Source organism: Clostridium sp. (assembly GCF_036569345.1).
Classification (GTDB): domain Bacteria; phylum Bacillota; class Clostridia; order Clostridiales; family Clostridiaceae; genus Clostridium_AD.
Map to the genome: position 1 here is coordinate 1 of NZ_DATCQT010000139.1, position 13,493 is coordinate 13,493.

Here is a 13,493-nt window from a genome sequence, read left to right on the forward strand (position 1 = left end):
TATCTCAACTGTTTTTTGATTTTCTAATGCGAAATATAGTGTTTTGTTCTAACTCATTCATAATTCAAAATGCTATCGCATAACTACATGTAAAATAAACCCAGTATAATAAAAAATTATACTGGGTTTGTAAACAACCTGTAAAATACCCACAGTATAATATACTGTGGGTATTTTTAAAAATTAATCAGATTTAAATTATATTGGTTTATATTATTTAGATGAATTAGCAGAACCTAAAACATTAATGATTTTACCTTCAACTAATTTTGTTATGTTGTTTCTAGCTTCTCCTAGATATTTTCTAGGATCTATTTCGCCAACATTTTTAGTGAGTACTTTTCTTATTGAACCGGTCATAGCAAGTCTTAAGTCAGTATCCATGTTTATTTTACAAACAGCCATAGAAGCAGCTTTTCGAAGCATTTCTAGTGGTATTCCTTTTGCACCCTTCATTTCTCCACCAAATTCATTGATCATGGCAACGTAATCTTGATCAACAGCAGATGCACCGTGAAGTACTATTGGAAAATTATGCATTCCAGCTTCTTCTAATTTTTTTGTAATCAAAGTTAATCTTTCAAAGTCAAGTTTAGGTTCACCTTTGAATTTATATGCACCATGGCTTGTTCCTATAGCTACAGCTAAAGAATCAATACCAGTTCTTGTTACATAATCTACTGCTTGATCTGGATCTGTATATGTTGCGTCTTTTGCTGAAACATTAACAGCATCTTCTATGCCAGCAAGTTTACCAAGCTCAGCTTCAACTACAACACCTTTAGAATGAGCATATTCAACTACTTCTTTAGTTGTACGTACGTTTTCTTCATAATCAAGATGAGAACCATCATACATAACTGAAGTAAAACCAGATGTTATTGCAAGTTTGCATTGTGCAAAATCTGAACCGTGATCTAAGTGAAGAGCAATAGCAAGACCAGTGTCTTCCACAGCGGCCTCTACCATTTTTCTTAAGTATGTTGGTCTTGCATATTTCATAGCTCCACCTGATACCTGAAGTATAACTGCTGATTTGTGTGTTGCACAGGCGTCAATAACGCCTTGTATTATCTCCATGTTATTGATATTGAAAGCTCCAATTGCGTATTTTCCTTTGAGAGCTTCTTCGAACATTTTAGTAGTAGTAACTAAAGCCATTTTAATTCCACCTTTCAAATTTTGTGATAGGGACATTTATCGTCCCTGTGGGACAGTTTTGATACATATATAATTATAAGCTATTAATGGACTATTTTCTACCCCTTTATTATAAGTCACATGAAAATAAATAACAAATGTAAAATATTAAAAAATATTTGCTATAGATACTTTTTCATGAGACATAATATGATTTACAAGATATTTCATAACATATACAGTGGCTAGGCCCTCAGATCTATCTTTTAATTTTATATATTGTGTTAGTTTTAAAATCTCACTGTCTAAATGATCTATGTCTTCATGATGTATATTTAGAGTTAAAAATTTAGAAGCCTTTTCCCATTTGGCTTTGTAATCTAGTGATAAGTCATATGCACCTTGATAATTTTCGTTCATTATATAAATTTCTAGGGAAGAGTTCAATTTTTGTAAATCAGAACAACTGCGGTTAATAACATTTACAGATAAAAATATTCCTATAATCATTACAGTGAATAAGCTAAAAGCTATCAAAAGGTTTTTCATCTTTTTTTATTTTTCCCTTCCTTAAGTTGATAATAAAATTTATTTTTAGAATCAAGCATTCCTACGAAAACTTCTTTTACTGTTGAAATTTTATTTTTCTTTAATATATGATATAACCAAGTTTCATCTTTTTCTAAAAGTTTTAAATTCTTATAATTTATATAACCATCCATAATTAAAGGCACAGGCAAAGACTCTTGAGTTATTTTTAAGTTTAGATCGTCTTTAGTTGCATTACTTTGACCAGTTTTAGGTAATATAGATAACTCCCCACTAGTCTCTAAAATAGCATACTGGATATCGGATAAATTAAAATATCCTTTTAGTCTAAGCTCTTCCAATAGATCATTAATATTAAATCTTTGATATCTGAGCTCTTCAATATCAATTTTGCCATCTTTTATTAATATACTGGGCGTGCCAGTTAATATTCTTCGGGCCTTCTCGCTTTTGAGTTCAATATAGGAGGTACCTACTTGGAGAAATAGCAAAGTAATTATTGGTATAAGTGCATGGGAAATAGGTATTCTTATATCTTCCATAGGAAAGGTAGCAAGATCAGAAATCATTAATGCAATTACAAGCTCAAAAGGTTCTAGTTCACCGATTTGTTTTTTTCCCATCATTCTCATAATAAATATTACTGCAAAGTATAAGAAAAAAGTCCTGATTACTAAAATTAACATAATATTACCTTCCTCTCTACTATATAATGTATATGTTTCGTTTAAATAGAAAAATTATAAGGGGTACAGGATACATTTTTAAATAATTAAAGTATAATAGTACTAATCACTAAAAAAATAGGGGATGATTGTATCATAACTTTCAATATAGGACTTAAAGATGGTGAAAACATTTTAGTTCCAGAGGGGACTATATTAAATGATTTTTTAAAAGAAAATAGTTTATCAAATGGTTTTCCAGTAGTTTTAGGTAAGATTAATAATAAACTTTATGAGCTAGGAAACACTATCACCACTGAGGGTAATTTTGAGATTGTGGATATTACAAGTAAAATTGGAATGATGACATACGTTAGAACCCTCCAGTTTGTCCTAATAAAAGCGATTTCTGAATTGTTCCCTAAAGTTAAAATTTCGGTTGAACATTCTTTAAGTAAAGGATTATTTGGTGAAATCGATAAAAACCCTGAATTAGATATTGATGATATATATGAAATAAAAAGTAGAATGAGTGAAATAATAAAAGCAGATATTCCTATAAGGAGAATTGCATTTTCAAAAGAACAGGCAATAGAGATTTTTACAAGATATGATATGCAAGATAAAGTTAAGCTTTTAAAATATGTTACTGCTAAGGAAATAAAACTATATGAATTAGATGGGAGATATGACTATTTCTACGGCATGATGGCTTATTCAACAGGAATACTCAAAACATTTGATTTAATATACTATGAACCAGGTTTTATATTAAGATATCCGACTATTGATACTCCAGACAGAATTCCTAAATTTTACAAACATGAAAAACTAGCTAAAGTATTTTATGAAGCCGCTCAATGGGGAGAAATACTGGGTGTTGGAAGTGTTGGTTCCCTAAACGATGAAGTAGTTAATGGGGATGTTGTTAATCTAATTAGGGTAGCTGAGGCACTTCATGAAAAGAAAATTGCCTACATTGCAGATATGATCCATCAAAAGGAAAAAGTAAAATTAGTGCTGATAGCAGGTCCATCATCTTCAGGAAAAACGACTTTTTCAAGAAGGCTGGGTATTCAATTAAGTGTAAATGGTCTTATACCAATATTTATATCGTTAGATGATTATTTTGTTGATAGAGACATCACTCCAAGAGACGAAAATGGAGAATATGATTTTGAATCTATATATGCTTTAGATTTAGAACTTTTTAATAGGGATTTAGAACTATTACTTCGTGGAGAAGAAACTGAAATACCAACTTTTAATTTTATGACGGGAAAAAGGGAATGGCATGGAAATAAAATTAAAATTCCTGATAATGGAGTTGTGATTGTAGAAGGAATACATGGATTAAACGAAATCTTAACTTCCTCAATATCTAAGGATAGTAAATTTAAAATATATATAAGCCCTTTAACGCAGCTTAATTTAGATGATCACAACAGAATTTCTACAACAGACGTAAGAATGACGAGAAGAATAGTTAGAGATTATTTATCAAGGGGATATGGGGTAGAAGATACACTTAAAAGATGGCCTTCTGTAAAACGTGGAGAGGAAAAAAATATTTTTGTATTTCAAGAACAGGCAGATGTTATGTTTAACTCTAGTGTAGTTTATGAACTTTGTGTGCTTAAAAAATTTGCATTAGCGGAACTTAATAAAATCACAGAAGAAAGTCCAGTATATTATGAAGCAAGTAGATTAAAAAGCTTCTTAAACTTCTTTATAGATGTAGACAAAGATTTAGTACCAGACAATTCAATAATAAGAGAATTTACTGGCGGAAGTTGTTTCTATCAATATTAAAATGTAATAACTAGCTAGAGCATCTATCATGTAGAGAATGGAAATGCATTAACAGATCCATTATTTACATAATGGATGTTTTCAATTTTTAAAATTAAAACTTACATAGTTTAATGTATAAAGAAAAAAATGAAATTTTTCTTGCAGGTATTGCAAGTTACGAAGGGATAATTGTATAATTGATATGCAGGTATTTTTTGTTGCGACATCTTAAGGTTTTAACATGTAGGATAGCAAACAATTAATATTAGTTAAATTATTACAAAAGAATAATATATGTAAATGCAGGATAAAATAATAATGATTGTTTTGCATTGGAGATAGAGTATAAAAACAGATGAGGAGATAAAAATGAAAGACTATAGTGTTTTTGACATATTGGGACCAATTATGATAGGTCCGTCAAGTTCGCATACAGCCGGTGCTGCAAGGCTTGGTAAGGTTGCGGCTGTAATTGCAGGAAAAAATATAAGATCGGTCAGATTTGTTTTACATGGGTCTTTTGCTAAAACTTACAAAGGTCATGGAACTGATAGAGCCTTAGTCGCAGGAATTTTAGGAATGGATCCTTGGGATGATAGACTTAAAGACTCAATAAGTATAGCTAAAGAGCGTGGTCTCGGTATAAAGTTTGAATTTGAAGATTTGGGTGATGTTCATCCTAATACAGTTAAGTTTATTATAACAAAAAAAAGTGCGAGAGAAGTTGAAATCATTGGCTCATCTGTTGGGGGAGGGAATATTTTAATCTTTGAAGTTGATGGTGAACCAGTTGAATTTACAGGTAAGAACCCAACAATTATAATTGGACATAAAGATACTCCGGGTGTGATTTCAAAAGTGAGTACCATATTATATAATATGGATATTAACATAGCATTAATGAAGGTTTATAGAAACAGCAGAGGGTTAAAGGCGGTCATGGTGTTTGAAACGGATACAATAGTGCCTGATAACGTACTGGATAAAATAAAAAACATGCCGAACATTTACAATATAAGAGAAATAACTCCAGTACCACAGTCATAATATAGTTAAGAAAGTTAGGGAGGATGAAATTGTGTTTGCAAACAAAGGAATAAATATTTTAAATATATGTCAGCAAAAAAATATATCAATTTGGGAATATACAATAATGTGTGAAGAAGAAGAAAGTGGTCTACCTAGGCACGAAATTATTGAGAAGATGAGAAAAAATTTGAATACAATGAAAGAGGCTGCAGAATACGGACTTATAAATGAAACTAGATCAATAAGTGGTTTAATAGGAGGAGATGCATTTAAACTCAATAGGTATGCAGAGGCTAAAAATACACTGACTGGAGAATTTATGATAAAAGCAATGGCGAGAGCTGTTTCTTGCTCAGAAGTTAATGCAACCATGGGTAGAATAGTTGCGGCACCTACAGCGGGGTCTTGTGGGATACTGCCAGCAGTAATTATTACAGCAGGAGAGAAATTAAATAAAACTGAAGATGAGTTAATTAATGCGTTATTCACGGCTTCAGGTATTGGGATTATAATTGCTAAGAATGCTACACTATCTGGAGCTGAAGGTGGGTGTCAGGCTGAATGTGGATCAGCAGCAGCAATGGGCGCGGCGGCCGTAGTTGAAATGATGGGTGGAACCCCCGCTATGGCAATGGACGCAGCGGCTATAGTCATAAAAAACGTACTGGGATTAGTATGCGACCCGATTGCTGGTTTAGTTGAGGTGCCTTGTGCCAAACGAAATATAGCTGGAACAGTCAGTGCTTTAACTACTGCAGATTTAGTTATGAGTGGTGTTACAAGTCGAATACCTTTTGATGATACAGTTTTCGCTTTGTATACAGTAGGCAAACAATTACCTTGTGAATTAAGAGAAACTGCCATGGGTGGACTTGCGACAACTCCCACAGGCCAAAGACTAGCAAAAGAAATTCTATTAAAAGAAAAACATTAAAATAAATGTATTTTTATATATTAAGAGCGGAATATCCTAAAAGGATGTTCCTTTTTTCATAATAGTCATAATTTAAAATACACAATAATATAATTAAACTAAAAGGTGATTATTTGGCACATAGAAGGGTAATTGATAATTATTATAACGATATAAATAATCTGGCAGATATTTTAAGTAAACTAGTTAATTCCTATAGGGTATTAATAGGTGGAGCAGAGGAATTAAATAGAATTGCACTAGGAAAAAAAAGTGATGTTAAGGATGCACTAAAAAGAGCGGATAATTTGGGAGACATTATAGACGAAACGATTAAAGTTTTAGATGATGCTAGTTATGGTTATATGTCTTATTGCAAAATAAAAACTGAAGTTATGAAATGTAAGATTCAAATAGAGTTTATAGAAACAGAAATTGACGAGGATTTAAGGTTAAAAGATTAAGGCACAAACAAACAAACAACAATTAGGTATAGTATAGATATTTGTTGTTTGTTTGTACCTATGAAAAAGTGTGAGAAATATTTCTTATACTTTTTTTATTTGAAATTTACTTACCATAAGATAAGAGAGTATAAACATTATAATAATAGTAAGTGGGAAATTATTAGGCGAATTTAAAGTAATTAAAGCGTAAAGTGCAACGAGCATTCCAGCTAGAGTAATAGGAATACCTGTATAAACGTTATTAAATGTAGAATTATTATATCTTGCTAGCCTATATGCACCAGCTACAGGAAAAATCAGAAAACAAACGTACCCTAAATAGCCTAGAGATTTGAAATTATATAAATAAAATATAAGAATAGAAGGTGCTACGCCAAAAGATACTAAATCGGCTAACGAATCTAATTCTTTTCCAAGGTCACTAGATACTTTTAAAAAACGTGCTACTTGACCATCGTACCTATCCATAAGACCAGCTAATAATATGAAGATAACTGATAACTTGTAATTAGTTTCAAAAGTCATTAATAAGGATAATAAACCAAAAATCAGATTTCCAAAGGTAAGAATATTTGGTACAGAAGATTTCTTCACTAAACATCACTCCTAAAATAATAAAAATTAATTATAAATTCGAATATTATGATATTGTTTTTTATAAAAATCATCTTTTTAATTATACCTTACTTTACATCAATATTTAAGTAAGTTTATCATATATTTTATTGTTACCCAAAAGGAAAAATTCTAAGTGAAATAAAAAAATATTAATATTAATTTTTCTTTATGGTTAAAATAAAAATAATTATTAATATTTATCTACACTAAAGCACTAAGAAGGAGGAATATAAAATGAAAGTTTCTGAAATAATGACTAAAGACGTTATAAGTTTATCTGCGGATGATACAGCGGAACATGCAGCAAAGCTTATGGAGGAGCATAATATAGGATCAATTCCTGTAAATGCAAATGAAAAAGTAATTGGCATTGTAACAGATAGAGACATAATACTTAGATGTATAGCTAAAGGTCTAGATATAAAATCACAAAAGGTACGAGATATCATGACTTCAAACCCAGTGGTAGGAGAAGAGAATATAAATGTGGATGATGCTGCTAGGATTATGTGTGAAAGGCAAATAAGGAGATTACCAATAACATCAAATAACCAATTAATTGGAATAGTAACACTTGGAGATTTGGCGTTAGAACCAAATTGTCGTGAAGAGGCTACGCTAGCACTTAGTGAAATTTCTATTCCCTGTATTCATAATATTTAGAATTTATGTATTTTAATAAATAACAAGTTACATATTTAATAGAAACTTATTATTTATTATAAAACACTTAAGACAAAATCCACAAGGAAAGGAATTCTTGTGGATTTATTTTTAAAGAGGTATAATATATGTAAATTAATTATCAAATCTAAGCGCGAAATAGGAGAGAATTTAATGAATAAGGTAAAATTTATTTACAATCCATATTCTGGAGAAAATACTATAACATCAGATTTAGATGAGATAATAAGTATTCATCAAAAATATGAACATACAATAGTGCCATATAGAATATGTTATGGATATCCTATAACTGATGCTTTTTATGATATTGATAAAGGGTATAGGTACGTCTTAATAGCAGGTGGAGATGGAACAATAGATAGTGTGGTAAATGAAATGAAAAAAAGAAATATTGATTTACCTATAGCAATTCTACCAGCAGGTACTGCAAATGATTTCGCTAATTATATAGGGATGTCTCATGATATTTCTAAAGCATGTAATCAAATATTAAAAAGTGAAGTAAAAAAGGTTGATATAGGAAAGATAAATAATAAATATTTTTTAAATGTAGCAAGTACTGGTTTATTTACAGATATTTCTCAAAAAATGGATATGAATTTGAAAAATACTATTGGTAAATTGGCATACTATGTAAAAGGTTTAGAGCAATTACCTAATTTTAAAAAATTAAAAATAAAGGTCAGTTCACAAGAAGTGTTGTTTGATGGAGATATGTATTTAATGTTAGTGTTTAATGGACAGACAGCAGGTAGCTTAAAATTTGCATATAATGCTAGGGTAGACGATGGACTTTTAGATGTAATTATAATAAAGGCTGGAATAATGAAGAATATTTTAAATGTTTTTATTAAAATGATTCGAAATGAACACTTAGAAAATGTTGAGGGAATTGTTTATTTTAAAACTAACAGATTGGAAATAGAATGCTTTGAAAATATTGTTACCGATATAGATGGAGAAAGAGGACCAGATTTTCCACTCGTTATAGAATGTATCAAAGGTGGAATATCCATATTAGGTGCTAAAATATAGTAAGTTATGCATATTTTTATATATAAATTAATAAATATTAACAAGAGCAATTTTGGGGAGAGTATATAAATGAGTATATATTTTTTACTACTGTTAATAATAGTTATTTTATTATATCAAGGCATAATTTCAACTTTGTTATATGCACCTAAAAAAATTAAAATAATAAGTGTTATAGCTTTAATTTTAATGACGTTTAGATACATAGCCTTATTAATTTTTTTCATTATGAAAAATCAAAATTATTTGTATCTATTAAAACCCTTAGTATACACAAATTTTCTTTATATACCAATATGTGGTATCGTTTCACTCTTTATATTTTCTAGAAATAATAGAATTAAACTTAAAAAAATTTTATTTATATGTGTCATTTTATTTATAGCCTACTTCACTGTTATATATAAATCAACTGCAATTATTAATATATCAAATATCAGTGGATTTTCTATAGAATTAAACCTCAAAGATTATTTTTATGTGGGGCTTCTTATATTAAATTCGATTTTTATTATAAAGGGTATAGAACTTCTTAATAAAACCTATTCTAACAAAATAGGCACTCTGCTGATAATAATATCATCTAGCGTTACATTATTATCAGTACTTTTAACTTGTATAAATTCAGATATTGCATGGTTATTACTAGGGGATATTTTTTGGATTGTAACTATAAACTATGGTTTAATAAAATTTAAAAAATAAAGTAATATAAAGGCAAAATACTAAAAAGGGATATACAGCTATAAGTAAATATATAGCTGTATATCCCTTTTATTTTTTAACCTTGTCTTGTTCTAGGATGATGTTTTGAAGTAGGTCTTGGTGCCTTCTTCGAAGCAATTTTCGGTGATGTCATTAAAGTTGGTTTTGAATTAATCTTCAAAGTAGTACCAGAAGAGGTTTTCGAATCGGACTTCACAGGGGATGATTTAGAACCCTTTTTCCTTGTGAATTTCGAATTAGTATTGTTTTTCATTGGTCTTGGTGGTATTAATGATTTTTTATCAAAACCAATTAGATCCTCTCTATGAGCTTTTATTAGTGCTTCTTTTACTATATTATAGTTCTCTGGATTTTTAAATTGAAGCAGAGCTCTTTGCATGTTTTTTTCTTTTTGATCATTTGGAACATAAACCTTTGCGCCTGTGAAAGGGTCAATTCCTGTGTAATATATTGTAGTAGATAAACTACCAGGTGTTGGGTAAAAGTCTTGAACCTGTTCTGGAGTGTAGCCCATTTCATTAATGTATTCTGATAATTTAATAGATTCAACGAGGTCACTACCTGGGTGGCTTGACATAAAATATGGAACCAAAAATTGATTTTTGTCTAGTTTTTGATTAAATGCGACATATTTTTTTACGAAACGGTCATACACTTCTCTTTTTGATTTTCCCATTTGATCTAGTACCTTGTCACTAATGTGTTCAGGTGCTACTTTTAATTGACCGCTAATATGATGTTCACACAATTCCTCAAAAAATTTAGTATTTTTATCATAAATCAAATAATCATATCTTATTCCAGAACGAATAAACACTTTTTTGATGTTCGGAATGACTCTAACCTTTCTTAATAAATCTAAATATTCTGTGTGATCAATAATAAGATTTTTACAAGGGATTGGATACATACATTGTCGATCCTTGCATACACCTACTTTTTCTTGAATCTTGCAAGCTCTATGTCTAAAATTTGCTGTAGGACCGCCTATATCATGAATGTACCCCTTGAAGCCCTTTAAAGTAGTCAAAAGTGTCGCTTCGTCTATAATAGATTTTTGGCTCCTATTTTGGATAACTCTGCCTTGATGGAAGGTTAAAGCACAAAATGAACAACTACCAAAACAACCTCTATGACTGGTTATAGAAAATTCAACTTCCTTTATAGCTGGAATACCACCTTTGGCTTCATATATAGGGTGATATGTTCTAGTGTATGGAAGACCATAAGTTATATCCATTTCATTTTGCGTTAAAGATATTTGAGGAGCATTTTGTACTACATATCGATCGCTATGTTTTTGTACTACTGTCTTTCCTCTTATATCATCTTGCTCCAAGGATTGTAATTTGTAACTCTGGGCATAAGCATTTTTATTCGCCACTACATCTTCGAAAGAAGGGACTTCTATGAAATCTTTAAGTTCACTAATATCTTTTGAAGCATAGACCGTGCCACGAAGGGTAGTCATTTTATCTATGTTCATACCATACTTAAAAAGATTAGCCATTTCGACTATTGTTTTTTCTCCCATGCCATAGATTAGTAAATCTGCTTTGGCATCAATTAATAAGCTTCGCCTTACTTTATTGTCCCAATAATCGTAATGAGCAAACCGCCTAAGACTTGCTTCTATACCTCCAATTATAATTGGAACATTTTTAAATGCCTCGCGGGCTCTATTACAATACACAATTACAGCCCTATCTGGACGATGACCTGACTCACCACCTGGTGAATAAAGATCAGTATGCCTTTTTTTCTTTGCTGCAGTATAGTGATTGACCATAGAATCTATATTGCCAGAATTTATAATAAATGCATATTTAGGTTTACCGAGTTTTCTAAAATCTTCAACGTCTTCCCAATTAGGTTGGGCTATAATACCTACATTAAAACCTTCTCGTTCTAAAGTTCTTCCGATAATTGCAGTTCCAAAAGATGGATGATCTATATATGCATCCCCTGTAATTATTATAAAATCTAATTGAGATATATTTCTTTCCTTTAAATCATTCATGCTAATAGGTAAAAATTGTTTATTTACTATCATATAATCCTCCTAAGAGACTAGTCGAACCTTGGTTCGTCGAACTCATATTTCATTAAACGAGGGTTCGTTGTCTTGTGCTAACTCTATCTAATAATATTAACATAATTACTGAAGAATATGAACTATAAAAGTTTGTAATTGCTAAAACCTTATTAATATATGGAATTTTTCTTTTATAGTTGCATTTTGAAGTATATATAATATACTTATATAGAGAAAATGTTTTTTGAAATAAAGTAAAAACATAATAATGAATTAGTTTATATGGAAAAAAAATTATAGGTGGTGAAAATAAATGGAAGATGACCCTCGAATTAGAAGGTCAAAATTAAATCTAAAATTGAATATTAATATGCAGAGAATTTCTTATTTTAAGAATTGACATAGTATAAGTAGTGATAAAAATCAATGGTTAAAATTATGTTTTGATATTTCTCTGTATAAGAGGAGGGATATCTATGGAAATAATTTCTGAGTTTTTTTTAAGCAAGTTATTATATCAAAATGTGTATGATGAATTTGAGGATAATATCGGAAAGTTATTCGATATTTACGTTACAACTGATCAAGGGTATCCAAGAGTTATAGGATATAAAATTAAAAAAGCAAGTGAAATTTATAATTATGAATTTAGAAATATTGAAATATGTAAAGAAGATAAAAAAATAAGTGTACAAGTAAGAGGGGTTAAGGATATAATTCCTAGAAAATTCTCTTACCTTTTATCTAAGCATTTACTAAACAAACAAATAGTAGATGTTAATGGAAAGAAAGTTGTTAAAGTTAATGATTTAACCATGAAAAAAGTCGCTGGAGAAATAAGGGTTGTAGCAGTAGAATCGGGTATTATTGCAGCTTCTAGAAAATATAAATTAGACGGATTAATAAGAGCTTTTTATAATATATTAGGTAAAAAACCTAGAGAAAATAGCATAACATGGGAGAGTGTTCAATCACTAGAAATGGTAGATCATAGCTTAAAATTAACAAGACCCTATGGGAAGTTAACTAAACTTCATCCAGCAGATCTTGCAGACATTTTAGAAGGACTGGATACTAAGGCCCGAAATAAAATTTTTGAAAGTCTTGATAAAGATTTAGCAGCGCATACTCTAGAAGAACTACAACCAGAGGTTCAGGCGGATATTCTAAGTACAATAAATAGTATACTCGCACAGGAGATTTTAGATGAAATGCCTAATGATGAAATTGCTGATATTTTAGATGAGATGAAGGAAGTCGATGTAGAAAAAATTCTCCTAAACTTTAATAAAGACGATGAAGAAGAAATTAGAGATCTTATGAATTATGAAGAGGAAGTTGTCGGGAGCATAATGAATAAAGATTTTATATCTTTTAATGTCAATATTACAGCTAGTGAAACTATAGAAATCCTAAGGGAACTTCAGCCTGAAGATGAGGTAATACATTATATTTATATTGTAGATGAAGATGAAAAACTTCAAGGATCTATTTCACTTAGAAATTTAGTTTTATCAGCACCGATTCGGAAATTGAAAGATATTATGGATGATACAGTTATTAAAATAAAAGATAATCAAGATATTGAAGAAGCTGTCGAGCTTGCACTTAAATATGATTTGATTTCTTTACCTGTAGTTGATAACGATGAAAAGTTATGTGGAATAGTAATTATGAATGATATAATTGAGGAACTATTGTCTCCTAGATGGAAAAGAAAACTTAAAAAAATTATATAAAGGCTATATAAGAATTATATAAATGCACTGTGTTACTAGATTATAGTAGCACAGTGTATTTTTTTTTGAATTTAACACAAACTAATGATGCTAATG

Annotated in this window: 12 protein-coding genes; 7 read left to right on the forward strand and 5 right to left on the reverse strand. The window is 30.1% G+C overall.

Annotated features, from left to right (window positions below):
* Nucleotides 1-213 precede the first annotated feature (213 nt).
* The 3 genes from VIM70_RS13320 to VIM70_RS13330 form a co-directional block, all read right to left on the reverse strand.
* Nucleotides 214-1,161, reverse strand: a complete 948-nt coding sequence (locus VIM70_RS13320) for a ketose-bisphosphate aldolase (protein ID WP_331946256.1) — start codon at nt 1,159-1,161, stop codon at nt 214-216.
* Nucleotides 1,162-1,308: 147 nt separating this feature from the next.
* Nucleotides 1,309-1,689 (reverse strand): DUF4363 family protein, encoded by a 381-nt coding sequence (locus VIM70_RS13325; protein ID WP_331946257.1) that lies wholly within the window; start codon nt 1,687-1,689, stop codon nt 1,309-1,311.
* Nucleotides 1,686-2,375, reverse strand: coding sequence for a DUF421 domain-containing protein (locus tag VIM70_RS13330; protein WP_331946258.1), 690 nt, complete (start codon nt 2,373-2,375; stop codon nt 1,686-1,688). The genes VIM70_RS13325 and VIM70_RS13330 overlap by 4 nt, the downstream gene beginning before the upstream one ends.
* Before the next feature lie 132 nt (nt 2,376-2,507).
* Between VIM70_RS13330 and VIM70_RS13335 the strand changes: the two genes are divergently transcribed.
* From VIM70_RS13335 to VIM70_RS13350, 4 genes are all read left to right on the forward strand, one after another.
* Nucleotides 2,508-4,166 (forward strand): nucleoside kinase, encoded by a 1,659-nt coding sequence (locus VIM70_RS13335; RefSeq protein ID WP_331946296.1) that lies wholly within the window; start codon nt 2,508-2,510, stop codon nt 4,164-4,166.
* Nucleotides 4,167-4,517: 351 nt separating this feature from the next.
* On the forward strand, nt 4,518-5,195 hold the full coding sequence (sdaAB, locus tag VIM70_RS13340) for an L-serine ammonia-lyase, iron-sulfur-dependent subunit beta (RefSeq protein ID WP_331946259.1): 678 nt from the start codon (nt 4,518-4,520) through the stop codon (nt 5,193-5,195).
* A 31-nt stretch (nt 5,196-5,226) separates the two neighbouring features.
* Nucleotides 5,227-6,111, forward strand: a complete 885-nt coding sequence (sdaAA, locus tag VIM70_RS13345; RefSeq protein WP_331946260.1) for an L-serine ammonia-lyase, iron-sulfur-dependent, subunit alpha — start codon at nt 5,227-5,229, stop codon at nt 6,109-6,111.
* 113 nt (nt 6,112-6,224) lie between these two features.
* A complete protein-coding gene (locus VIM70_RS13350; protein WP_331946261.1) occupies nt 6,225-6,554 on the forward strand; it encodes a hypothetical protein in 330 nt (109 codons plus the stop codon).
* 84 nt (nt 6,555-6,638) lie between these two features.
* Here the strand turns inward: VIM70_RS13350 and pssA are convergent, their stop codons facing one another.
* Nucleotides 6,639-7,151, reverse strand: a complete 513-nt coding sequence (gene pssA / locus VIM70_RS13355; RefSeq protein ID WP_331946262.1) for a CDP-diacylglycerol--serine O-phosphatidyltransferase — start codon at nt 7,149-7,151, stop codon at nt 6,639-6,641.
* A 258-nt stretch (nt 7,152-7,409) separates the two neighbouring features.
* Between pssA and VIM70_RS13360 the strand changes: the two genes are divergently transcribed.
* On the forward strand, nt 7,410-7,838 hold the full coding sequence (locus VIM70_RS13360) for a CBS domain-containing protein (RefSeq protein WP_331946263.1): 429 nt from the start codon (nt 7,410-7,412) through the stop codon (nt 7,836-7,838).
* 174 nt (nt 7,839-8,012) lie between these two features.
* A complete protein-coding gene (locus VIM70_RS13365) occupies nt 8,013-8,897 on the forward strand; it encodes a YegS/Rv2252/BmrU family lipid kinase (RefSeq protein ID WP_331946264.1) in 885 nt (294 codons plus the stop codon).
* Nucleotides 8,898-9,678: 781 nt separating this feature from the next.
* Here VIM70_RS13365 and VIM70_RS13370 read toward each other — a convergent pair.
* Nucleotides 9,679-11,673: a YgiQ family radical SAM protein gene (locus VIM70_RS13370; protein WP_331946297.1), complete on the reverse strand. Its 1,995-nt coding sequence runs from the start codon at nt 11,671-11,673 to the stop codon at nt 9,679-9,681.
* Nucleotides 11,674-12,134: 461 nt separating this feature from the next.
* Here VIM70_RS13370 and VIM70_RS13375 point away from each other — a divergent pair, with 461 nt between their 5' ends.
* Entirely contained in the window at nt 12,135-13,397 is a 1,263-nt protein-coding gene (locus tag VIM70_RS13375; RefSeq protein ID WP_331946265.1) for a magnesium transporter, read from the forward strand.
* Nucleotides 13,398-13,493 lie beyond the last annotated feature (96 nt).